Annotated in this window: 27 protein-coding genes and 1 pseudogene; 7 read left to right on the top strand and 21 right to left on the bottom strand. The window is 71.5% G+C overall.

The window, feature by feature from the left end:
* Positions 1-230: 230 nt before the first annotated feature.
* On the bottom strand, positions 231-839 hold the full coding sequence (locus AB0G16_RS01145; protein WP_362797062.1) for a metalloregulator ArsR/SmtB family transcription factor: 609 nt from the start codon (positions 837-839) through the stop codon (positions 231-233).
* Positions 840-907: 68 nt separating this feature from the next.
* Between AB0G16_RS01145 and AB0G16_RS01140 the strand changes: the two genes are divergently transcribed.
* Entirely contained in the window at positions 908-2,209 is a 1,302-nt protein-coding gene (locus AB0G16_RS01140) for an MFS transporter (RefSeq protein ID WP_362797061.1), read from the top strand.
* Between the two features lie 166 nt (positions 2,210-2,375).
* Here AB0G16_RS01140 and AB0G16_RS01135 read toward each other — a convergent pair whose 3' ends face one another.
* Positions 2,376-3,869 (bottom strand): CoA transferase, encoded by a 1,494-nt coding sequence (locus AB0G16_RS01135; protein ID WP_362797060.1) that lies wholly within the window; start codon positions 3,867-3,869, stop codon positions 2,376-2,378.
* Positions 3,870-4,051: 182 nt separating this feature from the next.
* Here AB0G16_RS01135 and AB0G16_RS01130 point away from each other — a divergent pair, with 182 nt between their 5' ends.
* Complete coding sequence (locus AB0G16_RS01130) at positions 4,052-4,711, top strand: M23 family metallopeptidase (RefSeq protein ID WP_362797059.1); 660 nt, start codon at positions 4,052-4,054, stop codon at positions 4,709-4,711.
* Positions 4,712-4,737: 26 nt separating this feature from the next.
* Here the strand turns inward: AB0G16_RS01130 and dprA are convergent, their stop codons facing one another.
* The 12 genes and pseudogenes from dprA to rpsP all read right to left on the bottom strand — a co-directional run bounded on the left by dprA (position 4,738) and on the right by rpsP (position 14,101).
* Entirely contained in the window at positions 4,738-6,045 is a 1,308-nt protein-coding gene (gene dprA / locus AB0G16_RS01125) for a DNA-processing protein DprA (RefSeq protein ID WP_362797058.1), read from the bottom strand.
* Positions 6,042-7,721, bottom strand: coding sequence for an ATP-binding protein (locus AB0G16_RS01120; RefSeq protein WP_362797057.1), 1,680 nt, complete (start codon positions 7,719-7,721; stop codon positions 6,042-6,044). The genes dprA and AB0G16_RS01120 overlap by 4 nt, the downstream gene beginning before the upstream one ends.
* Positions 7,722-7,771: 50 nt before the next feature.
* Entirely contained in the window at positions 7,772-8,125 is a 354-nt protein-coding gene (locus AB0G16_RS01115; protein ID WP_362797056.1) for a YraN family protein, read from the bottom strand.
* A 197-nt stretch (positions 8,126-8,322) separates the two neighbouring features.
* Positions 8,323-8,646, bottom strand: coding sequence for a DUF2469 domain-containing protein (locus tag AB0G16_RS01110; protein ID WP_362797055.1), 324 nt, complete (start codon positions 8,644-8,646; stop codon positions 8,323-8,325).
* 39 nt (positions 8,647-8,685) lie between these two features.
* Positions 8,686-9,372 carry a ribonuclease HII gene (locus tag AB0G16_RS01105; RefSeq protein ID WP_362797054.1) on the bottom strand — a complete coding sequence of 229 codons (687 nt, stop codon included), beginning with the start codon at positions 9,370-9,372 and terminating at the stop codon, positions 8,686-8,688.
* A gap of 64 nt (positions 9,373-9,436) precedes the next feature.
* On the bottom strand, positions 9,437-10,030 hold the full coding sequence (gene lepB / locus AB0G16_RS01100) for a signal peptidase I (protein WP_362797053.1): 594 nt from the start codon (positions 10,028-10,030) through the stop codon (positions 9,437-9,439).
* 8 nt (positions 10,031-10,038) lie between these two features.
* Positions 10,039-10,908 carry a signal peptidase I gene (gene lepB / locus AB0G16_RS01095; RefSeq protein WP_362797052.1) on the bottom strand — a complete coding sequence of 290 codons (870 nt, stop codon included), beginning with the start codon at positions 10,906-10,908 and terminating at the stop codon, positions 10,039-10,041.
* A 156-nt stretch (positions 10,909-11,064) separates the two neighbouring features.
* Positions 11,065-11,418: a 50S ribosomal protein L19 gene (gene rplS, locus AB0G16_RS01090; protein WP_362797051.1), complete on the bottom strand. Its 354-nt coding sequence runs from the start codon at positions 11,416-11,418 to the stop codon at positions 11,065-11,067.
* Between the two features lie 491 nt (positions 11,419-11,909).
* Positions 11,910-12,668: pseudogene (gene trmD / locus AB0G16_RS01085) on the bottom strand (tRNA (guanosine(37)-N1)-methyltransferase TrmD); the annotation flags it as partial.
* 1 nt (position 12,669) lies between these two features.
* On the bottom strand, positions 12,670-13,218 hold the full coding sequence (rimM, locus tag AB0G16_RS01080; RefSeq protein ID WP_362797050.1) for a ribosome maturation factor RimM: 549 nt from the start codon (positions 13,216-13,218) through the stop codon (positions 12,670-12,672).
* A gap of 111 nt (positions 13,219-13,329) precedes the next feature.
* Positions 13,330-13,572: an RNA-binding protein gene (locus AB0G16_RS01075; protein ID WP_030906210.1), complete on the bottom strand. Its 243-nt coding sequence runs from the start codon at positions 13,570-13,572 to the stop codon at positions 13,330-13,332.
* Position 13,573: 1 nt separating this feature from the next.
* Complete coding sequence (gene rpsP, locus AB0G16_RS01070; protein ID WP_362797049.1) at positions 13,574-14,101, bottom strand: 30S ribosomal protein S16; 528 nt, start codon at positions 14,099-14,101, stop codon at positions 13,574-13,576.
* 267 nt (positions 14,102-14,368) lie between these two features.
* Here rpsP and AB0G16_RS01065 point away from each other — a divergent pair, with 267 nt between their 5' ends.
* Positions 14,369-14,800, top strand: coding sequence for a hypothetical protein (locus tag AB0G16_RS01065; RefSeq protein ID WP_362797048.1), 432 nt, complete (start codon positions 14,369-14,371; stop codon positions 14,798-14,800).
* Positions 14,801-14,900: 100 nt separating this feature from the next.
* On the opposite strand, the gene ffh is transcribed toward AB0G16_RS01065, so the two are convergent.
* The 5 genes from ffh to AB0G16_RS01040 all read right to left on the bottom strand — a co-directional run bounded on the left by ffh (position 14,901) and on the right by AB0G16_RS01040 (position 21,230).
* Positions 14,901-16,460 (bottom strand): signal recognition particle protein, encoded by a 1,560-nt coding sequence (gene ffh / locus AB0G16_RS01060; RefSeq protein WP_362797047.1) that lies wholly within the window; start codon positions 16,458-16,460, stop codon positions 14,901-14,903.
* 85 nt (positions 16,461-16,545) lie between these two features.
* Positions 16,546-17,139, bottom strand: coding sequence for an ATP/GTP-binding protein (locus AB0G16_RS01055; protein WP_350923991.1), 594 nt, complete (start codon positions 17,137-17,139; stop codon positions 16,546-16,548).
* Positions 17,120-17,476, bottom strand: a complete 357-nt coding sequence (locus tag AB0G16_RS01050; RefSeq protein ID WP_362797143.1) for a DUF742 domain-containing protein — start codon at positions 17,474-17,476, stop codon at positions 17,120-17,122. Before AB0G16_RS01050 ends, AB0G16_RS01055 begins: the two co-directional genes overlap by 20 nt.
* Positions 17,477-17,602: 126 nt before the next feature.
* Positions 17,603-18,016 (bottom strand): roadblock/LC7 domain-containing protein, encoded by a 414-nt coding sequence (locus AB0G16_RS01045; protein WP_211263895.1) that lies wholly within the window; start codon positions 18,014-18,016, stop codon positions 17,603-17,605.
* A gap of 43 nt (positions 18,017-18,059) precedes the next feature.
* Positions 18,060-21,230 (bottom strand): nitrate- and nitrite sensing domain-containing protein, encoded by a 3,171-nt coding sequence (locus AB0G16_RS01040; RefSeq protein WP_362797046.1) that lies wholly within the window; start codon positions 21,228-21,230, stop codon positions 18,060-18,062.
* Between the two features lie 352 nt (positions 21,231-21,582).
* Here AB0G16_RS01040 and AB0G16_RS01035 point away from each other — a divergent pair, with 352 nt between their 5' ends.
* The 4 genes from AB0G16_RS01035 to AB0G16_RS01020 are packed head-to-tail and all read left to right on the top strand — an operon-like array spanning position 21,583 to position 24,922.
* Positions 21,583-22,569 carry an ABC transporter substrate-binding protein gene (locus AB0G16_RS01035; RefSeq protein WP_362797045.1) on the top strand — a complete coding sequence of 329 codons (987 nt, stop codon included), beginning with the start codon at positions 21,583-21,585 and terminating at the stop codon, positions 22,567-22,569.
* Positions 22,566-23,342 carry an ABC transporter permease gene (locus AB0G16_RS01030; RefSeq protein WP_362797044.1) on the top strand — a complete coding sequence of 259 codons (777 nt, stop codon included), beginning with the start codon at positions 22,566-22,568 and terminating at the stop codon, positions 23,340-23,342. Before AB0G16_RS01035 ends, AB0G16_RS01030 begins: the two co-directional genes overlap by 4 nt.
* Positions 23,339-24,130, top strand: coding sequence for an ABC transporter permease (locus tag AB0G16_RS01025; RefSeq protein ID WP_362797043.1), 792 nt, complete (start codon positions 23,339-23,341; stop codon positions 24,128-24,130). The genes AB0G16_RS01030 and AB0G16_RS01025 overlap by 4 nt, the downstream gene beginning before the upstream one ends.
* 21 nt (positions 24,131-24,151) lie before the next feature.
* Positions 24,152-24,922: an ABC transporter ATP-binding protein gene (locus tag AB0G16_RS01020; protein ID WP_362797042.1), complete on the top strand. Its 771-nt coding sequence runs from the start codon at positions 24,152-24,154 to the stop codon at positions 24,920-24,922.
* Positions 24,923-25,594: 672 nt separating this feature from the next.
* Here the strand turns inward: AB0G16_RS01020 and AB0G16_RS01015 are convergent.
* On the bottom strand, positions 25,595-26,134 hold the full coding sequence (locus AB0G16_RS01015) for an ATP/GTP-binding protein (RefSeq protein WP_362797041.1): 540 nt from the start codon (positions 26,132-26,134) through the stop codon (positions 25,595-25,597).
* A 7-nt stretch (positions 26,135-26,141) separates the two neighbouring features.
* Positions 26,142-26,513, bottom strand: a complete 372-nt coding sequence (locus AB0G16_RS01010) for a DUF742 domain-containing protein (protein WP_362797040.1) — start codon at positions 26,511-26,513, stop codon at positions 26,142-26,144.
* Between the last annotated feature and the right edge of the window lie 18 nt (positions 26,514-26,531).

The following is a 26,531-nucleotide window of genomic DNA, read 5'->3' as shown; positions in this document are numbered from 1 at the left end:
TGACTCACAGGCCATCAAAAAGTGTACCCGCAACCGGGCCTCCCCCTGACCCGTGACCTCCGGGCCGGCCCGGCCCGCGCGGGTGACGCCCGAGCGGGCCCGATCCCCGGGAACAGGCCGTACGTGCCCCCGGGCGGCTCGGGGAGGCCGCGCGCGGGTGCGGGGCCCTCCGGGAGGCGCACGGCGGACCGGGCGTCACCGGACATACGGCGCGTGCCGCGCGGGCAGGGTCAGGCGTCCCTGGGGATGCCGTGCGGGCGCCGCCGGGCGCGCGGGAAGAGGCTGACCTGAGCCTCGGCGACCCTGGCGCCGGCGGGGGCGTCCGCCCGGTCCCTGACCGCGGTCTTGTAGGGGGCGAGCAGCTCGTCGATCCGCTCGTTCAGCCGCCTCAGCTCCTCGGCGTCGACCAGCAGGACGGCTCGGTTGAACAACGCGGCCTCCCGCCACTCCCTGGAGTCCCGCTCCAGGGCCTCCAGCCCCCGGGTGGCCTCGTCCGCCGCCTGGTCCCGGAACGCCTTGATGAGGAACTCCTTGGCGGCCCGGACGTCCGGTCCGTCGTCGGGGTCGGGGCTGACGCTCAGGCCCGACCCGCTGGAGCGCCACAGGCGCTCCCTGCCGTCACCGCGATCGGGCGCGTCCTCGACGAAGCCGTACTTGGCGAGCATCCGCAGGTGGTAACTGGCCGCGCTGGGCGTGACCCCGACCACCTCGGCCATCTCGGTCGCGGTGCAGGGCCCCTCGGCCTGGAGGCGGTTCAGGATCGCGAGCCGCGCGGGATGCGCCAGCGCGCGCATCGCCGTGGGGTCGGTGAGGGACTTGCGCTTCGGCACCTCGGTCATGTGCAGACCGTACCCACTCCAGATGTGAAGGGTTGTCTTCACAACTATGAAGGATTACCTTCACAGTTATGAAGCATTTCCTTCAGACATTCCGGCGGGTCTCCCGGAGCCCGGAGGACCCCGCGCCCCCCGCCGGCCGCCCCGTACCGCTCAGGAGGCAGCGCGACTACCGGCTGCTGTTCACCGCCCGCGCCGTCACCGAGACCGGCACCGAGATCTCCCGCCTGGCCGTGCCGCTGACCGCCGCCGCCCTGCTGGGCGCCTCCCCGGCCCAGATGGGCGTGCTCACCGCCGCGACCTCGCTGCCCCACCTGCTGTTCGGTCTCCAGGCCGGGGCCCTCGCCGACCGGCTGAGACGGCACCGCCCGGTCATGGTCGGCTGCGACCTGGTCTCCGCGCTCGCCATGGCGACCGTTCCGGCGGCCTGGGCCGTGGGCGTGCTGACCGTCCCCTGGCTGGTCGCGGTGGCGTTCGTCGTCGGCACCTGCTCGGCGATCTTCAGGGCGGCCGGCTTCCCGCACCTGGCCACGGTGGTGCCCGAAGGTCAGCGGACCGAGGCGCTCGCGGGCTTCCAGTCCGCCTTCGCCGTGGCCACCGTCGGCGGCCCCGGCCTGGCCGGCCTGCTCGTCCAGCTGATCACCGCGCCGTTCGCCCTCCTGGTCGACGCGCTCTCGTTCCTGGCCTCGGCGTTCCTGATCCGGTCGATCGCGACACCGGAGAACCACGTCCCGGCTCCCCCGCGCGGCCTGTGGACCGAGATCCGCGAGGGTCTGGGCGCGGTGGCCCGCAACCCGGTACTGCGCGCGCTATGCGGCGCCGGGGTCACGATCAACTTCTTCGGCGGCGCCTTCATGGCGCTGTTCGTGATCTACTCCCTCACCGTGGTGCACCTGCCGGCGGGGCTGATCGGCGCGGTCACCGTCTGTTTCGGCGTCGGCGGCCTGCTGGGCGCGGCCGTCGTACCGCGACTGACCAGGCGGTTCGGCGAGAACGCCGTCGTGACCGGTGCAGCGCTGCTCTTCCCGATCGACTTCGCGACCACCGCCCTGGTCTCGGGGCCGCCCTTGCGCAGTTTCCTGTTCCTGGCCGCCAGCGCGGTGATCTCCGGCCTCGGCGTCGTGGCCTTCTCCATCTGCATGGGCACCATCACCCTGCGCGAGGCCCCCGCCGAGCTGCGCGGCCGGGTCAACGCCACGCAGTCGTTCATGATCCAGGGAGTCGTCACCCTGGGAGGGCTCGGCGGTGGCCTGGCCGGCGAGGTGCTGGGGCTGCGCCCGGTGTTCTGGATCTCCGCGGCCGGGGTGCTGACCGCGACCGGCTGGATCCTGCTCTCCCCGCTCCGCCACTTCTCGGCACCGCGCGTGCCGTGACCTCCCGGCGTCCCCGACGGTGTGGGCGCCCCCTTCCGGGCCGGGACGGGGCCGGTGGAAGCGGCGGGTCACATCCGGCCGCCCCGACGCGAGCCCATCCCGGCGCGAGCCCATCCCGGCGCGAGCCCGCCCCGGCGGACGTGACGGACGCGCCACCCCGGTCGGCTCACCACCAGGCGGGCGGGTGCTCTCCCTGCCGGGGTGGCGGGCTCGACCAGTACGGCGACCTCCCCCCGACCGTCCCCGGGGGCCGCAGGCCGGTGAGGCGGCCGAAGACGCTCTCCGTCTCCTGCAGCAGATCGGTGACGTCCGGCTCGGGTGTGGCCGCGCCGTCGACGCGGCCCAGACCGTCCAGCCAGTGCGCGGTCCGGGCCAGGGAGAGCTCCACCCGCCAGGATCCTCCCTCGGCGGAGCGGCGGATCAGCGCGGCCACCGCGCCGAAGGCCGCCAGGTATCCGGTGGCGTGGTCGAGGACCTGGGCGGGCAGCGGGCACGGCCGCGAGCCGTCACCACCCTCGTGGGCGATACCGCAGGCCATCTGCACCAGGCTGTCGAACCCGCGCCTGCCCGCCCACGGACCCTGCCGCCCGTACGCCGAGATGTCCACGCAAACGATCCCGGGTCTGATCCCCGCCAGTTCCCGGTGGCCGAACCCGAGCGCCTCCAGCGCTCCCGGCCGGTACGACTGCACGAACACGTCCGCCCCGGCCACCAGGGCACGCAACCCCGCCCTTCCCTCCCGCGTCCTGAGGTCCAGGTGACAGGAGCGCTTGCCGAAGGCGGAACCGATCACCGCCCCGGGCACCTCGGGAAGGTGCCCGGCCCCGACCCTGAGCACCCGGGCCCCGTACGAGGCCAGCACCCGCGTCGCGTAGGGCCCGGAGAGCACCCTCGTCAGGTCGAGCACCCGGACCCCCTCCAGCGCCCGTTCACCCCTGTTCCTCGCCCCGCTCCCGTCTCCCACCCCGCTCCCGTCTCTCGCCCCGGCCCTCCTCTCGGCCCGTGTCTCGGCCCGTGTCTCGGCCCGTGTCTCGGCCTGTGTCTCGGTCCCACCTTCGGGTCGGGCCCCGCCCCTCACGGCGGCCCCGTCCCTCATCTCGCCTCCATCGGGACCGGCGATGCGGGTCAGCCGGACGAGTGGCGACGCGGCCACCGCCCGGGACTGCGGATGCCTCCGCCACCCGGCGCGGTCGCGCATGGCCGCTGCGCATCCTCCCGCCGCCGTCACCGCCTCCTCGATATCGACGGCGCCACGACCGGCGCAGGCGCCAGCGACGGCATCGGTGTCCGCGCCGGCCGGTAGGGCCAGTGCCGCCAGGGCGGCGTCACGATGATGATCGAAATTGCAGTGCAGCCGGACCCAGCCGTCCGCGGTCCGGTAGTCGCCCGACAGGGGAGCCCACATATCCACGGCCACCCCGTCGATCCTGAGATGGCGCTCGTCCCGGAAGGCCACCGCCGCCTCCCGCACGTCCACCGCGGCCTCGCTCCCGTCACCCCGGAGGGCCGCGACCGCCGCCGTGGCGGCTCCGACCGCGATGGCGGCGGCCGTCCCCACCCGGAAGACCGAGGGCAGCACCGGATCGTCCCCGCTCACCCGGAGGGGTGACACCGTGATCCCCAGCTCGGCGGCCAGCTCACGAACATGGTCTTGAATCACGAACCCCTCCTTGCGGCGGCCTGTCCACAGAACCGCGTTCGGTGCCGCCCTTCCCGCGTGGAATCCCCATGCTCACATCCATGAGATCCGTCCACACCGTGGGACTGCCGGTCCTGCTGTGCCCACTGCTCCTGGCATCGGCATCGGCATCGGCATCGGCATCCACAGCAGCAGCAGCAGCAGTGACAGCGACAGCGACGGTCGCGACCGCCCGCGCCCACTCACCGGCCGTCCGGATCGGTGCCCACCGCACCGGCGCGTCGACAGGCTCCAGCCTGATGAACGCCCGGGCCCGTGCCCACCACAGGAGGGCCTCGGGAACGACCCGCCCGGATCGGGGCCCCGGCCTCGCCTCACCCTGGAGATGGCCACTGGCCGGGCGGCCACGGGTGCCGCGCGGGTTCGCGCCACCGCCGCGACCGTGGCTGGCGGGTCACCGGGGCGTCGATCTCACCGCCTCCCCCGGCGCCGAGGTGCGCGCCGCGGGGCCGGGAACGATCGGTTACGCGGGGCCGCTCGCCGGGCGGGGAGTGGTGACGGTGCTCCACCGCTCCGGTCTGCGGACGACCTACCTGCCGGTCCGCCCCACGGTCCGGCGCGGGCAGACGGTCGGCGCGGGGGAGGTCATCGGTGTCCTCCAGGACGTCCCGGGTCACTGTGCCACCGCCTGCCTGCACTGGGGCCTGCTCCGTGGCCGGGCCTACCTTGACCCCCTGCTCCTCCTCGGCCACGGGCAGGTCCGCCTCCTCCCCCTCGGGCCCGTCTCTCTCGGGCCCGTCTCTCTCGGGCCCGTCTCTCTCGGGCCCGCTCGTCGGCCGCCCTCCGGGGGCGTGCCGCGCTGAAGCGGGCCCGAGCTCCCGGGGAAGGACTATCCGCCGACGGGACGATCGGGGCGGAGACGCCAGCCCCGGGAGACGCGTTCGACGTAGCCCGCCGCGGCCAGCCCGCCCAGGCAGGAGAGCGCGGTGTCCAGGTCGACCCCGGCGGCGACCGCGATCGTGGCCGGTCCCACGCCGACCCGGGTGGGCATGACCTCCACGACCCTGCGGCTCTCCGGATCGAGTCCGTCGCGGGGAAGCACCGGCCCGCGTGGCTCGGGAGCCAGATCCGTGCCCATCGCGCCGATGAGCTCGATCACCTCCTCGGGACCGGTGACGCAGGTGGCCCTGCCCTGACGGATCAGCCGGTGGCACCCGATCGAGGCCTCCGAGGTCACCGGGCCGGGCACGGCGGCCAGGTGGCGGTTGAGCGCGACCGCGTGCCCGGCGGTGTTGAGGGCCCCGCTGCGCACGGCCGCCTCGACGATCACGGTGCCCCGGGACAGGGCCGCGATGAGACGGTTCCTGACCAGGAACCTCGGCCGGGTCGGGTGGGCGCCCAGGGGGGACTCGCTGACCAGCACCCCTCGCGCGCGAATGGCGGCGAAGAGCTGCTGGTGCGCGCTGGGATAGGCGACGTCGGCCCCGCAGGCGAGCACGGCGACGGTCGGCGCCTCACAGGCGAGGGCACCACGGTGAGCCGCGCCATCGATACCGTGCGCGCCACCGGAGACCACGCCCACCCCCTTCTCGCTCAGCCCGGCCCCGAACTCCGACGCGACGTGCGCGCCGTACGGGGTGGCCGCGCGGGACCCCACCACCGCGACGGATCGCAGGCAGGAGAACCGCAGGTCGGCGTCCCCGTACACCCAGAGGGCGTAGGGACGGAAGGCCCCCAGGTCGTCCAGCTGGGTGGGCCACTCGGCGTCGCCGGGGATCACCAGCCTCGCCCCTATCCGTTCCCCCTCGGCCAGGTCCCGTTCGGGATCGGCCGTCCTCAGCCGGGCCGCCCAGGAGGTGATCGTCCGATCGAGCCGTGCCGCCCTGGCCGCGAACCGCCCGTCTCGCCCCGGCCCCGAGCCGCCTCCTCCGCCCGCCGAGGCGGAGGAGGGCCGCATGCCCTGCCGGGATGCCCGCGTGTCCTGCCGGGACGGCTCGTTGCCGCGGGAGCCGGCCTCCGGGTCGTGGGGATGGGGCGCACCGTCGATCAGCCGGTGAGCGAGCTCCGCGTCCACCGCCCCCTCCCCGACCAGGGCGACGGCCCCCTCCGGGCCGCGTGAGGCGACCAGCGCGCCCATGGCGGCGTCCCCGGGCTCGGCCAGGCGCATCAGGACGAGCCGTGCGAGCCTCTCGTTCACCGGTCCTCCCCAAGCCAGAGCCCGAGCGCGGTGTTGGTCTCGTGGAGCTCCGGCCGGTCCTTTCCGGCGAGATCGGCCAGGGTCCAGGCCACCTTGATGATCCTGTCGAGCCCCCGGGCGCTCAACCGGCCGCTGTCGAGATGCCTGAGCAGGGGAGACACGGCCGTGGCCGACGGCCGGTACTCGGTGTGCAGGAGCCGGGCCGGGACCTCGGCGTTGCACCGCCACGGGGTGTTCGCGAACCGCTTGGCGGCGCGCTCACGGGCCAGCCGCACCCGCTCGGCCACCACCCTGCTCGGTTCGACGAACCTGCGGTCGGCCAGGAGCTCGCGCCTGGTCGACCGCAACAGGCTGACCTTGACGTCGATACGGTCGAGCAGAGGACCGGAGAGCCTGGCGAGGTAGCGGCGGCGGGCGGCGGGAGCGCACGAGCACGGGTCGTCCGGGGTGGAGGGCCGCGCGCAGGGACACCTGTTGGCCGCCAGCACCAGCGCGAACCGGGCGGGGAAGGTCACCGACCCCAGCGCCCTCGCGACCGTCACCTGGCCCGATTCGAGCGGCTGCCTGAGCGCGTCGAGAACGCCGGCCGGGAACTCCGGGGCCTCGTCCAGGAAGAGCACTCCCCGATGGGCCAGCGAGACCGCTCCGGGACGGATCGTCCCGCTGCCCCCGCCGATCATCGAGGCGACGGTCGCGGTGTGGTGGGGCGCCACGAAGGGCGGCCGGACCAACAGGGGACGGTCGGCGGGCAGCGCACCGGCGACCGAGTGGATGGCGGTCACCTCCAGCGCCTGCTCCCACTCCAGGGCCGGGAGCAGCGTCGGCAGCCGCTCGGCGAGCATGGTCTTGCCCGTGCCCGGTGGCCCGAGCATCCACAGGTTGTGGCCTCCGGCGGCGCAGACCTCCAGGGCCCGGCGGGCGAGAGGCTGACCGGCGACGTCTCCCAGGTCGGGACCGCCCTCGGGATCCTCCCCCGAACCGTCCCAGGAGCCCGAGCCCCCTCCTGGCTCGCCTCCCCGCTCGCGAGGCCCGGCCCGGCCGGGCACCCGCCCCGCCCCCGGGACGACCTCCCCCGGGCGAGCCGGGTTCTCCGGGTCGGACGGGTCGTCCGCCCCTGGGAGGACTCCCGGGCCGTGGAGATCCCCCGGGCCGGGGAAGGGCTCGTCACCCCGCAGGCGGCTCATCAGGGCGGCCAGGCTGGTCACCGGGACCACGGTCACGTCCGGCACCAGAGCGGCCTCGGCGGCGTTGCCCGCCGGGACGACCACGACGCGGGCACCGGCGGCGACGGCGGCCAGCACGGCAGGGAGGACACCGCGGACCGGTCTGACGGAGCCGTCGAGACCCAGCTCCCCCAGGAAGAACGGTTCGGCGACCTTCGCCGGTGGCACGAATCCGGCCGCCGCGAGCAGTGCCACGGCGATGGCGAGATCAAACAAACTGCCCCTTTTGGGCAGGCTGGCGGGGAACAGGCTGACGGTGATCCGGGCGTCGGGCCACGCGTACCGGCTGTTGACCAGGGCGGAGCGGACCCGGTCGCGGGCCTCGCTCAGCGCGGTGTCGAGCATGCCGATGAGATGCAGGCCCGCGACGCCGCTGCCGACGTCGGCCTCCACCTCGACCAGGCGGCCGGTGACCCCGACCAGGGCGACACAGCGGGTGCGTGCGACGGCCACTCAGCCCACCCCCCGGGGCGAGCGGACGATCCAGGACAGGCCGGCAGGCATCAGCAGACCCCCCGCTCGTGACGGATGGCGAAGTCCCCGGCGAACCGCTCCAGGGCGACGACGTCGACCCGGATGGCGTCGAACCGCTCGTGCCTGTCGGCGAGCCATCTGCCCGCGAGCCGGCGCAGACGGGCGATCTTGGCATCGGTGACCGCCTCGAAGGCGGTGCCGTGACTGCGGCCGGAGCGGGTCTTCACCTCCACCGCGACGAGCGTGCGCCCCTCACGGGCGACGACGTCGATCTCCCCTTCCCGGCACCGCCAGTTACGGTCCAGGATCTGCAGGTCGTGGGCGAGCAGATACTCCACGGCGATCTGTTCGCCGTGTCTGCCGAGTGTGTCTTTCGCGGCCATGGAACCACCTCCGGTTCCAGACCTTCGCCCAGCCCACGGCCTCCCCGAGGGACCGAACCGGATTCTGTGGATACCCCGGCCGGCCATCGGGATCCCTGTGGACGGAGCGGAGACCTCCGTGGACAAGACCGTCCCGGCCCGCCGGGCCCGCCCGCGGGGCCACCAGGACGGCCCTCACCGGCGGGCGCGGGAGACGCTCAGGAGGAGAAGCCCTCCTTGGGCATCTCCAGGTCGGGCTTGGCGAGCTCCTCCACGTTGACGTCCTTGAACGTCACCACCCGTACGTTCTTGACGAACCTCGCGGGCCGGTACATGTCCCAGACCCAGGCGTCCTGCATCTTCACGTCGAAGAACACGTCACCGTTCTCGGCGGTGCGCACGTCGAGATCGACGGAATTGGTGAGATAGAAGCGGCGCTCGGTCTCCACGACGTAGGCGAACAGGCCGACGACATCGCGGTACTCACGGTAAAGCTGCAGCTCCATCTCGGTTTCGTACTTTTCGAGATCCTCTGCGCTCATACCGGTCCTCCTGTCGAACACCCACCCCGAACCGTCCGGTCAGACGGCCCCGGCCCCCACTTCATTCTCACTCATCACCTCGCCCGCTCCTGACCGCGCCACCGTCGAGAACGAGAAGCGGTGGTCCGGACACGGGCCGTAGGCGCTGAGAGCCCTTCGATGATCGGCGGTGCCGTACCCCTTGTGCACGGCGAACCCGTACCGGGGGTGGCGCTCGTGCAACGCGATCATCATCTCGTCCCGCGTCACCTTGGCCACGATCGAGGCCGCCGCGACACAGGCCGCCACCTGGTCCCCCTTCCACACGCCCAGCGACGGCGCGGGCAGGCCCGGGACGGGAAACCCGTCGGTGAGCACGTAGCCGGGGTCACAGGGTAACCGCGCCACGGCCCTGCGCATTCCGTCGATGTTGGACCTGTGCAGGCCACGGCGGTCGATCTCCCCAGGAGGGATCACCACCACCGCCACCGCCCGCGCGGTGGCCGCGATCCGCTCGTACAGCGACTCGCGCCGGGAGGCCGTCAGCAGCTTGGAGTCGCCCAGACCGTCGATCCGGCCGCCCAGCACCACGGCGGCGACCACCAGGGGCCCCGCGCAGGCGCCCCGGCCCGCCTCGTCGACCCCGGCCACGGGGCCGAGCCCACGGCGGCCCAGGGCCCGTTCGTAGCCGTAGAGCCCCGCATCCCGCCGGACCACACTGGGTCTGGGGCGGAACACCACCGTCATGGCACCACGGGCGACACAGCGAACATGAGCAGAGAGTACGCCCCCTTCAGGGTATTCGGTACTGCTATCTCACCTTGAGGAAGCTCTCCGGCCGGGACAGGACGGCGGCCCTGGAGAACGGCCAGTAGATCACGATGGCGCGCCCGATGACGTCCTCCTCGGCGACCGTGCCCTCCCCCAGCCGCTCCTCCTGGGCGCGCGAGTCGGCCGAGGCGGTGCGATGGTCCCCCATGACCCACAGGCGGCCCTCGGGCACGACCTTCTCGAACTCGTCGCCCGAGGGGAAGTCCTCGGAGTACAGGTAGGAGCCCTCGTTCAGCGGCACGCCGTTGACCGTGATACGGCGCTTGGCGTCACAGCACTTCACGGTGTCCCCGCCGACCCCGATGACCCTCTTGATGGTGTCCTGGTTGTTCCAGCCCCTGAAGACCACGATGTCGCCGCGCTCGGAGGCGCCGTGCAGCTTGTTGACGACCACCCGGTCGCCCTCGCGCAGGGTGCTCTCCATCGACTCCGACGGGATGTAGAACGACTGGAAGACGAAGACCTGCAGCAGCAGGGCCACCACGACCCCGCACACCAGCAGGAACAGCGACTCGCGCAGGCCGCCGCCCTTGCCGCGCCTCTTGCCCTTCTCGACCTCGGGTTCGGTCGTCATGGGCCGCCTCACCGCTCCGAGAGGCGACGACGGCGCCACAGCACCAGCGGCACGGCGCCCGCGAAGCCCGCCAGGAGCGGGGTCGCCCCGCCGGCGATCGCGGCGACCTTGAGCGCCTGCTGGCCGAACGTGTCGGGGATGGGGAGGGTGGTGGCCCTGGAGAACGGCCACACGATCACGAAGGCCCGTCCGATCACCTTGTCCACCGGGATCGTCCCCCCTCCGGGGTCGCCCAGATGGGACCGGGAGTCCAGGGAGACCACGCGGTGGTCACCCATCACCCACAGGCGCCCCTCGCCGACCTTGGCCTCGAAGGGCTGCTGGGAGGGCAGGTCCCCGGGATAGAGGTAGCCCTTCTCGTCGATGGGGACCCCGTTGACCGTCACCCGGCCCTGGGCGTCGCAGCACTTGACCGTGTCCCCGCTGACGCCGATGACCCGCTTGATGTAGTCCTTCTCGCCGGGCACCACGCCGAAGGCGGTGCCGACCCAGCGGAAGAACCCGACGAACGCGTTGGAGGGCTCCTCCAGGTCGATCTCCGGGTCCCAGGAGTCGACCCCGGAGAAGACCACCACGTCACCGCGCTCGATGTCGCGGACGCGGTAGACGAGCTTGTTGACCAGGACGCGGTCGTTGGTGAGGAGAGTGTTCTCCATCGACTCCGACGGGATGTAGAACGCCTGGATCACGAAGGTCTTGATTATGAGGGCGAGCACCAGGGCCACGACGATCAGGACGGGCAACTCCTTCCAGAAGGAGCCCTTCTTCTTGTCCTTGTCACCCGTGGTGTTCTTCTGGGTGTCTTCGGCGACCACGTCCACCTCGTCCTCGACAGGTCGACGCGAGACTGCGCCGTACTCCCGGTCTTCGCTAGTCATCGCAGACGAGCCTAGATGATGGGCGGCACCATGTGGTCGAGCGACCGGGTACCGCCTAGCCTGCTTATCGCCACAGGATCCCAAACCCCGTCACATGCCACTGGCCCGCTCCCCGCGTTCCAGGGGTGAGCGGGCCAGTACGGCGAGGCCGGACGCCTAGCGGGCTTCGCGCTTCTCGCGGATGCGGGCGGCCTTGCCCCGCAGGTCACGCATGTAGTAGAGCTTGGCGCGGCGGACGTCGCCCCGGGTCACGAGGTTGATCTTCTCGATGACCGGGCTGTGCACCGGGAAGGTCCGCTCGACGCCGACGCTGTAGCTGACCTTGCGGACGGTGAAGGTCTCGCGGGCGCCACCGCCCTGGCGGCGCAGGACGAAGCCCTTGAAGACCTGGACACGGGACCGGCTGCCCTCGATGACCCGGACGTGGACCTCGAGCGTGTCACCGGGCCGGAAGTCCGGGACGTCGGTGCGGAGCGCGGACTTCTCGAGCTCGCTGATCAGCGTGTGCATGGCAGTTGGTACCTCGTCTGTCAAAGGCGCGCGGAGGTCCGCCCGGCCGCGACGGAGCGGCGTCGTGACGGACACGCGTGCTGGAATGGACTGTGTCTGGGAGCCGGAACCGTCTGGCCGGCGACGCGCGCCGGCCCGAAGTCGACCGGCGGCAACGCTTCAGTCTGCCATATCCTCCCGACCGATCGGAAATCAACCGGTCAGGAGGTCGGCTTTCCCGGGCCGGCGGCGGAGCCGGAGGAGCCGGAGGCGTGATCCGGTACGGGATCGACCTCGGGGCCGTGATCCGGTACGGGATCGGCCGCCCGCACGGACTCCGCGGGGACGGGCTCCGTCGCGGGACCACCGGCCGGGTCGCGGGCGGGCCCCGGTACGGGATCGTCGGCCTGGCCGGAGGCGACCCGGTCAGAGGCGGCCGGACCCGAGGCGGCCGGACCGGAGACGGCCGGACCCGAGGCGACCTGACCCGAGGCGGTGAGGCCCGAGGCGGTGAGGCCCGGTTCCGCCAGGACCTCCCGGTCACGGCGGTCCAGGCCCCCGGGGCCGAACAGGGTCAGCAGCTCGGGCCTGTTCACGGCCGTACGGCGCAACGCCTCGTCCCGCCGCCACCGGGCGATCCTGCCGTGGTGCCCGGAGAGCAGGACCTCGGGCACCTCGTGCCCCCGCCACTCGGGCGGTTTGGTGTAGACGGGTCCTTCGAGGAGGTTCTCCATCGCTCCCGGGGCGAACGAGTCGTCCACCGCCGAACGGGCGTTGCCCAGCACTCCCGGCAGCAGCCGCCCGACGGCCTCGATCATCACCAGCACGGCGACCTCGCCCCCGGCCAGGACGTAGTCGCCGATGCTGACCTCGTCAACCCGCAGGCGGGCGCCGTACTCGGCCGTCACCCTGGAGTCGATGCCCTCGTAGCGGGCCGGGGTGAACAGCAGCCACGGCTCGGCGGCGTACTCCATCGCCAGCCTCTGGGTGAAGGGCACCCCGCTCGGGGTGGGGACGATCATCCGCGGCCGGGCGTCCGGCTCCTCCGCCAGGACCGCGTCGATGGCCTCCCCCCAGGGGCCGGGCTTCATGACCATTCCGGGGCCGCCGCCGTAGGGGGTGTCGTCCACGGTGCGGTGCACGTCGTGGGCGCGGTCGCGGAGCTGGTGGAGGCGGACGTCGAGGATGCCGCGCTCGCGGGCCTTGCCGATCAGGGAGACCTCGAGGGGGGCGAAGTACTCGGGGAAGATCGAGATGATGTCGACGCGCATGTCAGACGATCTCGTCCGGGTCGAGCAGGCCGGGCGGGCCGTCCACGACGAGCAGGCCCCTGTCCAGGTCGACCACGGGGACGAGGGCCTTGACGAACGGCACGTAGACCTCGGCGGCCTTCGCGCCTCCGGCCGTGCCCGCCGCCGGGGCGGCCCGCCGGACGACGAGCAGGTCCTGGCCGTGGTGGAGGACGTCGGAGACCTCGCCCACCGCCTCTCCGCCGGGTGTGACGACGGTCAGGCCGATGAGCTGGTGGTCGTAGAACTCGTCCGGGTCCTCGGGCGGCGGGATGTCTCCTGAGTCGATGACGAGCATGGTCCCGCGGAGCTCCTCGGCGCGGTCGCGGCCGGTCACCCCCTCGAACCTGACCAGCAGGATCCCCGAGTGCCAGCGACGGGACTCGACGACCAGGGGGCCGGCCGAGGCCGGGTCGGTGGCCAGGGCGGTGCCCGGGGCGAAACGCCTGTCCGGCTCGTCGGTGCGCACCTCCACGGACACGTCCCCGCGGAGTCCGTGCGGGCGGCCGATCCGCCCTACGACGAGCTGCACGCCCGCCTCCTCACGTCATGGTGCCGGGCAACCCCGGAGAAATGGGAAAAGCAGACGGGCCACCCACTCTGGGCGGGTGGCCCGTTCGCTCGATGGGACGCTTCTCGGCGCCTAGCGGGCCTCGTTCAGGTCGAGCAGGTCGACCCGGACGTACTTGCCGTCACCGAGGGCGTTCACGACGGTGCGGAGCGCCTTGGCCGTACGGCCGCCACGGCCGATGACCTTACCCAGGTCCTCGGGATGGACCCGAACCTCGAGCACACGCCCGCTGCGGATGCGGCGAGCGTGGACCTGGACGTCGTCCGGATACTCGACGATGCCCTTCACCAGGTGCTCGAGGGCCTCCTCAAGCACCTCAGGCCTCGCCTTCCGGCTTCTTCTCCTCGGCGGCCGCGGTGGGCTCGGCCGGGGTCTCGGCGGCGGCCTCGACCTCGGGGGCGGCCTCGGTCTTCGGAGCCGCCTCCTCAGCCTTGGGAGCGGCTTCCTCAGCCTTGGGAGCCGACTTGCGGGTCGACTTCTTCGGCGTGGTGGCGGCCTCCAGGGAGAGCGCCTCCTTGGCCGCGGCCTCGTACACGGCGTGACGGTCGCTCTTGGGCTCGGCGACCAGGAGCGGGGCCGGAGCCGGCTCGCCCTTGAACTTCTGCCAGTCGCCGGTCAGCTTGAGGAGCTTGAGCACGGGCTCGGTCGGCTGCGCGCCGACGCCCAGCCAGTAGGCCGCCCGGTCGGAGTCGACCTCGATGCGCGAGGGGTTCTCCTTCGGGTGGTACAGGCCGATCTCCTCGATCGCCCGGCCGTCACGCTTGGTGCGGCTGTCGGCGATGACGATGCGGTACTGCGGGTTGCGGATCATACCGAGCCGCTTGAGCTTGATCTTGACTGCCACTGGTGTGGTCTCTCCTGCATTAGAGCGTGGGTGAGCGGTGTCTCATCGAGTGGGGCACGAGGAGAGGACCGTTCGAGGGACAGGCATGGCACGCGGGAGTGAGAGGGCAACCACGTGTCACGATGTTCCAACATGTCATTGTGCCAGACGTCAGGGGGTCCCCGGTCGCCCCGCGGCCATCCGGCGGGGTGGGCGAAGGGCAAATCTCGGTAATCCACGTGTGTCCGGGGCCGCGCGCGGGCCGGGGCGCTGCGCTAAATGGCCGCCGTGCCGACCACCCTCAGATCCCTGCTGCTGACCGCGACCGGATCCATCGCCGTGCTGGGCGCGGTGCTGGCCATCAGGGCGGCCCCGGCGGGGCAGGCCGACGTGGCCCCTGCGGGCCCGCCGCCCGCGCCGTCCCCCACCGTCGCCGCCCCCACGGCCCCCACGGGCTCCGTCGTTCCCGGGGGCGTCCCGGAGATCGTCCTGAGGAGCGTCCGGGGAGACCTCCCGGCGTTCTCCCGCGCCGTCCCGCACCGTGGCCCCGCGGGCCTTCCGGCGCCGGCGTCCGGGACGCCGGAGACGCCGGCGTCACGGGTGGCGCCGGCGCCCCGGGGGACGGCGGCGTCCGTGGGAACGCCGGCGCCCTCACGGACGCCGGTGCTCCCCGGGGAGCCGCTGGTGCCGCTCACGCCCGCGGGAACGGGAACGCCCTAGGCGGGGCGCACCCCGGCCAGCTCCAGCACGGCCACCAGGATGAAGCCCGCCACGATGACCACCCAGATCCACCGCGTACGCGCGTAGAAACGGTCGTCGCTCATTTCTGTCCCGGGAACTTGAAGGTGGAGGGGTCGAAGCCGGGGGGCAGCTCCAGGCCCGGCGGCAGCTGCTGCCGGGAGCCCAGCTTGCCGAGCAGCCCGTTCCCGCCGGGGGCGGCGGCGTCACCGGCCTTGTCCGGGGCGGCCTTGCCGAGCGCCGCCTTGCGCGGGTCGCCGCTGACCCTGCGCCCCTTGGCCGCCTTCTTCTGGGCCGCCTTGCCGGCCTTGCGGCCGCCCGGCATGCCGGGGATGCCCATCCCGCCGGCCATCTTCTTCATCATCTTCTGCGCGTCGAAGAACCGGGTCACCAGGCCGCTGACCTCGGTCACCGACACGCCCGAGCCCTTGGCGATGCGGGCGCGGCGGGAACCGTCGATCATCTTCGGGTTCTGCCGCTCGCCCGGCGTCATCGAGCGGATGATGGCGGCGATGCGGTCGAGGTCGCGGTCGTCGACCTGGTTGAGCTGCTCGCGCATCTGCCCCATGCCGGGCATCATGCCGAGCAGGTTCTTGATGGGGCCCATCTTCTGGACCATCATCATCTGCTCGAGGAAGTCCTCCAGCGTGAAGCCCTCGCCCGAGGTGAGCTTGCTCGCCATCTTGGCGGTCTCGGCCTCGTCGAAGGTCTTCTGGGCCTGCTCGATCAGGGTGAGGATGTCACCCATGTCGAGGATCCGTGAGGCCATCCGGTCCGGGTGGAAGGCGTCGAAGTCCTCGAGCTTCTCACCGGTGGAGGCGAACATGATCGGCTTGCCGGTGATGTGGCGGACCGAGAGCGCGGCACCGCCTCGGGCGTCGCCGTCGAGCTTGGTCAGCACCACGCCGTCGAAGCCGACGCCCTCCATGAAGGCCTGGGCCGTGGTGACGGCGTCCTGGCCGATCATGGCGTCCACCACGAAGAGGACCTCGTCGGGCGAGACCGCGTCGCGGATGTCGGCGGCCTGCCTCATCAGCTCCTGGTCGATGCCCAGGCGGCCGGCGGTGTCGATGATGACGATGTCGTGCTGCTGCCGCTTGGCGTGGTCGATGGACCTGCGGGCCACCTCGACCGGGTCCCCGACGCCGTTGCCTGGCTCGGGCGCGTAGACCGCGACGCCCGCGCGCTCGGCCACGACCGAGAGCTGCTGGACCGCGTTGGGCCTCTGCAGGTCCGCGGCGACCAGCAGCGGCGCGTGGTTCTGCTCGCGCAGCCAGCGGGCGAGCTTGCCGGCCAGGGTCGTCTTGCCCGCGCCCTGGAGGCCGGCGAGCATGACGACGGTCGGCGGGTTCTTGGCGTACCGGAGCCGCCGGGTCTCGCCGCCGAGGATCTCGATGAGCTCGTCGTTGACGATCTTGACGACCTGCTGCGCCGGGTTCAGCGCCTGGGAGACCTCGACGCCGCGGGCCCGCTCCTTGACCTGGGCGACGAACGCCTTGACCACGGGCAGCGCGACGTCGGCCTCGAGCAGCGCGATACGGATCTCGCGGCAGGTCGCGTCGATGTCGGCCTCGGACAGCCGACCCTTGGATCGAAGGGAGGAGAAGACCGATGTCAGCCGGTCGGAAAGCGTCTCGAACACGTGATTGGCCAGCCTCTGCGCTACAGGTCTGCGACTCGACCTCCCAGCCTATCCGCTGGGAGGTACGACTGACGCCCTCGTGGGGTCAGCGGCCCCAGCCGGGGACGGCCATCCGCACGGTGAGCGCGTGCTCGACCAGCGTGATGAGCGTGGCCTTGACCGCGTCGCGGGAGCGCGCGTCCGTACGGGAGATGGGGATGTGCGGGGCCAGCGTCAGCGCCTCGCGCACCTCCTCCTCACCGTGCAGATAGGTGCCGTCCCACCCGTTGACCGCCACGACGAAGGGGAGCTTGGCCTCCTCGAAGTAGTCGATCGCGGGGAAACTGTCGGCCAGCCGCCGCGTGTCGACCAGCACGATCGCGCCGATCGCGCCGCGGACCAGGTCGTCCCACATGAACCAGAACCGGTGCTGGCCGGGCGTGCCGAACAGGTAGAGGATCAGGTCGCGGTCCAGCGAGACGCGGCCGAAGTCCATCGCCACCGTCGTGGTGGTCTTGTTCGGCGTCAGCCCCAGGTCGTCGATCCCGGCGCTGGCGTCGGTCATGACCGCCTCGGTGGTCAGCGGCAGGATCTCCGAGACCGCTCCCACGAACGTGGTCTTGCCGACGCCGAACCCCCCCGCGACGACGATTTTCGTCGATGTCAGGCCGCCGCCGCGGCTAGAGCCTGCGAAGTCCACTGAGCACCCTTTCCAGCAGGTTGAGATCCGGCTTGCCCGCGTCCAGCTGCGGCTGATGCAACTGGACCAGATGCTCGGCGGCCATGTCGGCCACCAGGATCCGGGTCACGCCGAGCGGGATGCGGAGCATCGCGGAGATCTCAGCGACCGAACGCACTTGCCGGCACAGCGCGCTGATCGCCTGATACTCCGGGGTGCGGGTGGATAGATCGTGATGTACGGACGTCGCCGAGGAGACCAGGGCCTCCAGGGCGAGCTGGGTCCGGGGGGCGGTACGCCCCCCGGTCACCGCGTACGGGCGGACCAGAGAGCTCTGTTCCACCGGTGCCGGCTGCATGAGGTGTGAAGGACCGCCCTGATGCCGGTGGGGGTCGTCCATTGATTGATAGGGGAACCCGCCGTGCGGGTCGCCCTCACCGGTCCAGCCGCGGCCTGCCACGGCAGCCTCCTAGCGTCGTCACCGTCACCGCGAATGGGAAGACTGTAGTTCCGCGCGCACGGCCGGGGTCAACACCTGGCCGGCCCGCTCGACGAGCAGGGTCATCTGGTAGGCCACCAGGCCCATGTCGCAGTCGGCCGCGGCCAGCACGGCGAGACAGGAGCCGTCGCTGATCGACATGATGAGGAGCAGGCCTCGCTGCATCTCCACCACGGTCTGGGTGACCGCGCCACCCTCGAACACCCGTGAGGCGCCCTGGGTCAGGCTGATCAGACCGGCCGCGACCGCGGCGAGCTGGTCGGCCCTGTCACGGGGGAAACCGTCGGAATACGCCAACGGCAGACCGTCCGCCGACACCACGACCGTGTGCGCCACACCTGGGACGTTGTTCACAAAGTCGGTGATCAGCCAATTGACCCCCCGGGCGGCCTGGCTCATTTCGCGCACGTGTCATCCTCCTTGGCGACCATGATGAGCTCGCTCACCGGCCCTCCTTGTTTCCTTCGACGTCCCGGGTGAAGTCGGGATACGGCCGCCCGTCTCCGGCGGCCCCGCCCCTGGCGGCCGCCCGGCCCTGCCGTACTCCCTGCTGGAAGCTGGCCAGCCTGTCGCGCACCGCCTCTGGGGAGACGGCCGGCCTCAGGACGGGAGCTTGGGGGGCCGCGCCCGGGTCGGGTGCGGCCGTACCGGGTACCAGGTTCGCCTTGGGCACCCGCTTGGGCAGCCCGGAACCGGTGACCCCGCCCAGCGAGGGCTCGCTGGCGGCCTTGGCCGCCTGCCAGCCGGCGTCGGCGGGCGAGGACCAGCCGCCCGGCTGCGCCGGGGCCGCCGGCTGGGCGTGCTGGAGGGTCTCCTGCGCCGACGCCGCCGATGCCACGGGCGAGGGCGCCGCCTCGGGGGCCTGGGCCGAGGCGGCCTCGGGGAGGCGCTCGTGGACGGCGGTGACCGGCTCGACCTTCTTGAACCAGTCGGACTCGACGGCCGCGAAGATCGGCAGGAACTCCTCCCTGGCCTCCTCCATGGGCGAGGAGTCGGGCACCACCGGCAGCGGGCCGGTGTTGTCGACCGTGTCGAAGGCGCGGCGCCCGAACGGCTCGGGGTCGCCGGTGGAGGGCCACCCTCCGGAGCCGCCGCCGCGCAGGGAGGAGGTCGACCAGACGTCGGAGCCGTCGTCCCTGCTCTGTCCGCCGGGCCAGACCGGGGCGTCACCGCGTACCGGCGCGCTCGGGCCGGACGGCCATCCGCCGGAGTCGGCGCGGGGGACGCCCTGTCCCTGCCCCTGCCCGTGTCCCTGTCCGTGTCCCTGTCGCCAGGCCGACGGGTCGGGCTGGGAGACCTCGGGCCAGCCCGGGGCCGGTCCGGCTCCGGGCGGCGGGGCCTGTCCAGGCCACGGGGTGTCGACGGGCGCCTGGCCGAACTGGCCCCCGCCGAAGGGGGGCTGCTGCGCGGCCTCGAAGGAGTTGAACTGCTGTCCCAGGTCGAGGGAGGCGAACGAGTTCTGGTGGGCGGCCTCGAACGAGGCGAAGGACGGCATCGGGGGGGCCGTGGGGCTGGCCATCACCGGCGCGCGGTCCATCGAGCCCATCGAGCCCATGGAGGCGCCCCAGTCGCCGCCCTGCGCCATGCCGGCGGGGGCGCCGGGGCGGGCGGTGACGGCGAGCAGGTTCTCCGGGAGCAGGACCATGGCGGTCAGCCCGCCGCTGTCCTGCTGCCTGAGCTGGACGCGGATGCCGTGCCGCAGGGCGAGACGGCCGACCACGAACAGGCCCATGCGGCGGGACACCGAGACGTCCACCACCGGCGGGTTGGCCAGGCGCCAGTTGGCCTGGGCGAGTTCCTCGGCGGTCATGCCGATGCCGATGTCGGTCACCGAGACCATCACGCCGCCGCCGTCGATGCGGTTGCTGGAGACGATGACCTTGGTCTCCCGGGGGGAGAAGGAGATCGCGTTCTCCACGAGCTCGGCGATCAGGTGCACGACGTCGTTGACGGAGGTACCGGCCACCGACACGCCCGCGGAGAGCTGCAGGTCGACCCGCTCGTAGTTCTCGACCTCCGACAGCGAGGCGCGGACCACGTCGATGAGCGGGACCGGCTGGCTCCACCGGCGCGCGGGTTCCTGGCCGGCGAGGACCAGGAGGTTCTCGGAGTTGCGGCGCATGCGGGTGGCGAGGTGGTCCAGGCGGAAGAGGCTGCCGAGCCGCGCCTCGTCCTGCTCGCCCTGCTCGAGGTTCTCGATGAGGGAGAGCTGGCGCTCGACCAGGGTCTGGCTGCGCCGGGAGAGGTTGACGAACATCGCGTTGACGTTGCTCCGCAGCGTGGCCTCCTGGCCCGCCAGCCGGACGGCCTCGCGGTGGACCTCGTCGAAGGCGCGGGCGACCTCACCGATCTCGTCGTCGGAGGTCACCCCGATGGGGGCAACGTCCGCGTGCGTGTTCTCACCGCCCTCGCGCATGCTCTGCACGGTCTCGGGGAGACGCTGGCCGGCGATGGACAGGGCCTCGGTGCGCAGCGTGCGCAGCGGCCTGACCAGCGATCGGGCCATGACGGTGGTGATCAGCAGGACGACGAGGAGCAGGGCGACGACCGCGCCGGCGGCCACCAGGCCGTTCCGCTGCTCGCGGTCACGCAGCTCGGCGCTGCGGGTGACGATGGCGTCGGCGATCTGCTGCTCGACGGTCCTCATCCGCCTGAGGGTGTCGGTGGCGGCGTCGAACCACCGGCTCGCCTCGCTTCCGCGTCCCGTCGAGATGTTCCTGAGCGCCTGTCCCTCCGCGCCGAGCACCAGTGCCCGGGCGCGGGTGAACTCCGCGCTGTCGACCTTCCTGCCGGTGACGGTGTCGTCGTAGAGCTGGCGCCGGGCCGGGGAGGCCTCGGCCCGGAAGGCGCTGAGCTCGCTGTCGCGCTGCGCGCGGGCGGCGGTCATCGCCTCCATGCCCGCCGCGGTGAACACGCCGGTCTGCAGGGCGACGGCCAGCGTCGCCCGCTCCTTGGACGCCTCGTTCTTGGCGTGGGCCAGGGTACGCAGCAGGACGGCGTCCTTCAGGAGCACGCTGTCGGACTCACCCTGGGTGATGTTGTCGTGCAGGGAGAGCAGGTCGGCGATGGAGCGGGAGTAGGTGTCGATGGTCGGCTGCGGCTGCAGGCTCGTCTCGACGACGGCCCTGCGGAGCGCGGAGATCTCCTTGAGCCGGTTGTCGATGCGCTGGAACTCCTCGGTGGAGATCTGGTCCAGGCTGCCCTTGGTCAGCTCCAGGCTCGTCGTGGCCTGGGAGACGGCCTCTTCGACCACGCCCTGCTGCTTGCGCAGCGGGGGAAGCCCGTCTCCCCTGCGCCCGCCCGCGACGAACCTCGCCGACAGGTCCCGTTCGTGGGAGAGCTCGTGCGCCAGCGTGGAGAGGCGGCTGACCAGTGTCGCGGCCTCGTTGAGCTGCCCGTAGCGGTCGGCGCTGCGCAGGGAGGACATCACACTCCCGGCGCCCAGCGCGATGCCCACGACGGTGGGGACGAGGACCAGCGCGATCAGACGCGTGCGGACCCGCCAGTTCTTCAGCGCGAACCGCCGACCGGCCCGGGGCGGTACGCCTCCGTCGTCGGAGCTGCGGGGCATCGCGCTGGATTCACGGTCGTCCCTGGCTAATTCAGTGGTCACTGGCCTGGGCTACCTCTCACCGGACTTCGGGGCATCAAGGGCAGGGCTTGGAACATGAGGCGGGGGGCGCCTGAGCAACGCCGGTTAAGCGTGGCCTATTTGAGCATAGCGACACCAATGTTGCGAATAAGACTGAAGTGACATACTGCCTGACCGCGTATAGGCATAAAACAGACAATCATATATAAAACACACATTTCTTGCCTTGTACGCCCATATCATGATATAGGCGACATCTCTATGCTCGTCGATCACCGATCCGCTAGGCTGACGCGCCGTCACGCCGCGCCATCCCCGGGCATGAGGTCCTGCCATCGGCCAGGGTGCGGCTCCCCCCATTTAAGGAGACTCCATGAGGATCGGACGTCCTGTCCGCAATTCCCTCATCGGCCTTGTCGCGGCTCTCGCGCTCGCCGCGTGCGGCACCTCCGGTACCGACACCGGCAAGCCCGCCAACAGCGCCGGCCTGGAGAAGACCGAGCTCAACATCGGTGTCGTCCCGGTACCCTCGTCGGCCCCCCTGTTCATCGCGCAGGAGAAGGGCTTCTTCAAGGCCGAGGGCCTGACCATCAAGACCGAGACCATCCAGGCGCCCCAGGCCGTGATGCCGAAGATCCTCAACGGCAGCATCGACACCTTCCTCACCAGCTACGTCTCGCTGATCACGATCAGTGACTCCGGCGCGGCCAAGCTGAAGATGCTCGCGGAGTCCCAGCAGGGCGCCCCGGGCATCAACGGCGTCGTGGTCGTCAAGGACTCTCCCATCAAGGAGCCCAAGGACCTCAAGGGCAAGAAGATCGCGGTGAACGTGCTCAAGGCCCTGGGCGAGGTGACCGTCAGCGCGCAGCTGAAGGTCCACGGCCTGGCCCCGGCCGACGTCAGCTTCGTCGCGGTGCCCTTCGCCGACCAGCTCGCCCAGCTCAAGGCGGGCACCGTCGACGCGGCGTGGATGGCCGAGCCGTACATCTCCGCGGCGCAGAAGGACCTCGGCGGCCGCGTGATCATCGACACCCTCTCCGGGCCGACCGAGGGACTGCCGCTGGACGGCTGGGCGACCACCGCCGACTGGCTGGCCAAGTACCCGAAGACGGCCGCGGCCTTCCAGCGCGCGATCGGCAAGGCGCAGCAGATCGCCGCCACCGACCGTCAGGAGCTCAACAAGGTCATCCCGACCTTCACGCAGATTCCCGCCGACGTGGCCTCGACGATGGCGATGGGAACCTTCTCCACCTCGCTGAACACGACGCGCATCCAGCGCGTGGCCGACCTGCTCGCCGAGTTCCAGATCACCAAGACCAAGATCGACGCCGCTACCCTCGTGGCCGAATCGCCGAAATGATCAATAAAAAGGCACTCCGCGGCGCCGTCGGCGCCGCGGGGTTCCTCCTCATCCTCGAGATCCTCGGCAGGGTGGGGGTGATCGACCCCTACACGCTTCCGTTCCCCTCCTCGATCCTGGTCAGCGCGGCCGGGCTGCTGGCGAACGGCGAATTCCTCCTCGACGTCGGGGTGACCCTCTCCTCCTGCCTGATCGGCCTGCTGCTGGCCGTGGTCACGGCCGTGCCGGCCGGGCTGGTGATGGGCACGCTCCCCGCGGTCGAGCGCGCCGTCCGGCCGCTGGTGGAGTTCCTCCGCCCCATCCCCTCGGTGGCGCTGCTCCCGCTGGCCATGTTCCTCTTCACGGTGAGCGAGCAGGGAAAGATCGCGCTCATCGTCTACACGGCCTGCTGGCCATTGATCATCAACACGCTCTACGGCATGCACGACGTCGACCCGCTGGCCAAGGAGACGCTGCGCAGCTTCGGCTTCGGCCCCTACGACGTCGTACGGCTCGTGTCGCTGCCGAGCGCGGCGCCCTTCATCAGCACGGGCGTACGGATCTCCGCCTCGGTCGCCCTCATCGTCGCGGTGAGCGTGGAGCTGGTGGCGGGCGGCGAGGGCATCGGGACCTTCGTGACCGACGCGGCCTCGGGGAACCGCAGGGACCTCATGATCGCGGCGACCGCGTGGACGGGCGTCATCGGCCTGCTGATCAATTCACTGCTGGCCGGCGCCGAGCGGCGGATCTTCCGCTGGCACCGCGCCCAGGCCGGAGAGGAGCTGGTGAGGTGACACGGATCGCCGTGCGCGTCGCTCAATTGTGGATCATCCCCGTCACCTTCCTGGTGTGGGAGCTGACCACCAGGGTGGCCGAGGCCATCTACTTCCCGCCCCCCTCCACGATCCTGGTGCACCTGTACGAACAGTGGTTCTCCGGGCCCCTCGTCCACCTGTTCCTCACCCAGGACGCGTTCGACCACCTGCTGCCCAGCCTGGGCCGGCTGATCCTGGGATGGGCCGCGGCCTGCGCCGTCGCGATCGTCGTGGGGGTCACCCTGGGACGGCTGGCGGTGCTCGCCGACTTCGTCAACCCGCTCATCCACTTCTTCCGCTCGGTCCCCCCTCCCCTGCTCATCCCGATCTTCATGACCCTGACCGGGGTCGGGACGCCGCTGCAGCTCGCCGGGATCGTCTTCGGGGTCGTCTGGCCGGTGCTGATCAACTCCCTGGACGGCGCCCGCTACGTGGACCGGGGGTACCTGGAGACGTGCGAGGTGTTCGGGCTCTCCCGCGTCCAGCGGCTGACCAGGGTCGTCCTCCCCTCCGCGGCACCCAAGATCTTCGCCGGACTGCGGCTCAGCGTCGCCCTGGCCCTGATCATGATGATCATCTCCGAGTACATCGGCAGTACCGAGGGAATCGGCTACCGCATGCTGGTCGCGCAGAGCCAGGTGGACATCCCCTCCATGTGGACCGCCATCGTGATCCTGGGGGTGCTGGGACTGGTGCTCAACGCCGCCTTCCTGCGCTTCGAGCGGCATGTGCTCACCTGGCACCGCGGCGCGCGCAAGACCGACTGACGAGACGAGAAGGTAACCAGAATGCTGGAGATCAGCGACCTCACCCATTCCTACGGCGAGTTCCGTGCGCTCGGCGGGGTGAACCTCACCGTCGCGGCCGGCGAGCTGGTCTGCATCGTCGGGCCTTCGGGATGCGGCAAGTCGACGCTGCTGCGGTCGATCGGCGGGCTGCTGCGCCCGACCGGCGGCCGCATCCTCGTCCAGGGACGCCCGGTCCAGGGCACCCCCGACGACCTGGCCATCGTCTTCCAGGACTACAGCCGCTCCCTGTTCCCCTGGATGACCGTGGCCGACAACGTGTCGCTCCCGCTGCGCCGCAAGATCTCGGACCGGAAGCGGCGCGCCGCGGCCGCGAGGGAGGCGCTGGAGCAGGTCGGCCTGCCCGCCGCGGGCGGCAAGTACCCCTGGGAGCTGTCCGGCGGCATGCAGCAGCGCGTGTCCATCGCCCGCGCCCTGGCCTACCAGCCCGCCCTCATGCTGATGGACGAGCCCTTCGGCTCCGTCGACGCGCAGACCAGGGAGGACCTGGAGGATCTCGTGCTCCAGGTGCGCAGGACCTACGGGATGACGATCGTGCTGATCACGCACGACATCGACGAGAGCGTGTACGTGGGCGACCGCGTCGTGGTCCTGTCGAAGTCCCCCGCCACGGTCGTCGGCGACCTGCGGGTCGAGGTCCCCGAGCCGCGCGACCAGATCTCCACCCGCGAGCACCCCGACTTCGTGCACCTGCGCGCCGAGGTGGGCCGCCTGGTGCGCGGCGTGCGGAGCCCGTCGGCCTCGGCTCCCTGACCCCGGCCCCCCGGCCTCCCGACCTCGCCCCCTGCGGGCACCCCGCCCCGCCCTCCGCCATCCCTCCTGAACGGACGTGCAGACACCCCGGCCGTTCCGTCCGGCCGGGAACAGGTGGTCGGCGGCGCCGGACGATCCCTCACCGGGGCCGCTCCTGAAGATCGACCTCCCCTGTCACCGGCGGCCTCTCCCGGCGGGGGTCCCGCCGGCGTGACGGTCCGCCGAGGGTGACGCCGGCGGGCCTCCCCGCGCCCCGTCCGGCGACCGCGACGACCACCGGCGCGAGATCGCCGGAACGGATGAGCGTGGTCTGACGAATCTCCCGGGACCGCGCGGCGGGGAAAGGCCGCGCGGTCACAAAGAAGTGATCTTCAAAAGGGGAGGACGGGGGCTTTGGCGCACGGACATGGCCACGACACGCTCTCGCCGCCCCGTTCCTGCATTTCGATTCAAAACAGGTCTCACCAGAAACAGCAAGGCGATATAAAACAGACATAACGCATTAGGCGGTATAAGAGCCGCCCGGTTCCGCGTCTGTTCCGGTGAATGGCGCCCGGAAGAGGCGCCGTGCCCGAGCTCCCCGGCTTCACCCGCGTACACGGGAGCGGTGAGGCGCGCGGCCGCGGTGGCGGTACGGGGCCCACCGGTCGAGGCGGGCCCCGCGCCGCGGTTTCAGACCCTGAGCGTGAGAACGTGCTCGACCAAGGTGATCAGGGTCGACTTCACGGCGTCGCGGGACCGGGCGTCGGTCCGGACGATGGGGATGTGCGGGGAGATCGTCAGGGCCTCCCGGACCTCCTCCTCGCCGTGGACGTGCGATCCGCCGAACCCGTTGAGGGCCACGACGAACGGCAGGCCGGCCTCCTCGAAGTAGTCGATCGCCGGGAAGCTGTCGGCCAGCCGCCGCGTGTCGACCAGCACGATCGCCCCGATCGCGCCCTTGACGAGGTCGTCCCACATGAACCAGAAGCGGTGCTGCCCCGGCGTACCGAACAGGTACAGGATCAGGTCGCGGTCCAGTGAGACGCGGCCGAAGTCCATGGCGACCGTGGTGGTCCGCTTCGACGGGATGTGCGAGAGGTCGTCGACATCCGCACTCGCCTCCGTCATCACCGCTTCCGTGGTCAGCGGCATGATCTCGGAGACCGCACCGACGAAGGTCGTCTTGCCGACACCGAACCCGCCGGCGACGACGATCTTCGTCGACGTCATTCCGGCGTCAGAGCCTGCGAAGCCCACTGAGCACCCTTTCAAGCAAATTGAGATCCGGTTTACCCGCATCCAGTGACGGCTGGTGGATCTGCACCAGGCCCTCGGCCGCCATGTCCGCGATCAGCACCCGGGTCACGCCGAGCGGCATGCGCAACAGGGCCGAGAGCTCGGCGACCGAGCGCACCTGCCGGGACAGTGTAATGATCGCCTGGTATTCCGTGGAGAGCATGGAGAGCGAAGCGGGATCCATGCTCGCGAACGTCGCCGAGGAGACCAGAGCCTCGAGAGCGAGCTGCACCCGGGGGGCCGTCCGGCCCCCCGTCACAGCGTACGGGCGGATCAGACGATCCCGCCCGCTCTTGGCCTGGGGCGTGGTCATGGGGTCCTCCCCCGGTCC

The sequence above is a fragment of the Streptosporangium sp. NPDC023615 genome (assembly GCF_040640155.1).
Classification (GTDB): Bacteria; Actinomycetota; Actinomycetes; order Streptosporangiales; family Streptosporangiaceae; genus Streptosporangium.
Note: the sequence above shows the minus strand (reverse complement) of the source record. Positions and strands in the feature narration are given on the sequence as shown.

Bases quoted from the DNA above. Each gene is read 5' to 3' on its own strand.
- AB0G16_RS01145 (WP_362797062.1), bottom strand. From the start codon at position 839: ATGACCGAGGTGCCGAAGCGCAAGTCCCTCACCGACCCCACGGCGATG.
- AB0G16_RS01140 (WP_362797061.1), top strand. From the start codon at position 908: ATGAAGCATTTCCTTCAGACATTCCGGCGGGTCTCCCGGAGCCCGGAG.
- AB0G16_RS01115 (WP_362797056.1), bottom strand. From the start codon at position 8,125: ATGGCCGCGAAAGACACACTCGGCAGACACGGCGAACAGATCGCCGTG.
- AB0G16_RS01110 (WP_362797055.1), bottom strand. From the start codon at position 8,646: ATGAGCGCAGAGGATCTCGAAAAGTACGAAACCGAGATGGAGCTGCAG.
- AB0G16_RS01105 (WP_362797054.1), bottom strand. From the start codon at position 9,372: ATGACGGTGGTGTTCCGCCCCAGACCCAGTGTGGTCCGGCGGGATGCG.
- lepB (WP_362797053.1), bottom strand. From the start codon at position 10,030: ATGACGACCGAACCCGAGGTCGAGAAGGGCAAGAGGCGCGGCAAGGGC.
- lepB (WP_362797052.1), bottom strand. From the start codon at position 10,908: ATGACTAGCGAAGACCGGGAGTACGGCGCAGTCTCGCGTCGACCTGTC.
- rplS (WP_362797051.1), bottom strand. From the start codon at position 11,418: ATGCACACGCTGATCAGCGAGCTCGAGAAGTCCGCGCTCCGCACCGAC.
- AB0G16_RS01050 (WP_362797143.1), bottom strand. From the start codon at position 17,476: ATGCAGCCGGCACCGGTGGAACAGAGCTCTCTGGTCCGCCCGTACGCG.
- AB0G16_RS01045 (WP_211263895.1), bottom strand. From the start codon at position 18,016: ATGAGCCAGGCCGCCCGGGGGGTCAATTGGCTGATCACCGACTTTGTG.
- AB0G16_RS01035 (WP_362797045.1), top strand. From the start codon at position 21,583: ATGAGGATCGGACGTCCTGTCCGCAATTCCCTCATCGGCCTTGTCGCG.
- AB0G16_RS01030 (WP_362797044.1), top strand. From the start codon at position 22,566: ATGATCAATAAAAAGGCACTCCGCGGCGCCGTCGGCGCCGCGGGGTTC.
- AB0G16_RS01020 (WP_362797042.1), top strand. From the start codon at position 24,152: ATGCTGGAGATCAGCGACCTCACCCATTCCTACGGCGAGTTCCGTGCG.
- AB0G16_RS01015 (WP_362797041.1), bottom strand. From the start codon at position 26,134: ATGACGTCGACGAAGATCGTCGTCGCCGGCGGGTTCGGTGTCGGCAAG.
- AB0G16_RS01010 (WP_362797040.1), bottom strand. From the start codon at position 26,513: ATGACCACGCCCCAGGCCAAGAGCGGGCGGGATCGTCTGATCCGCCCG.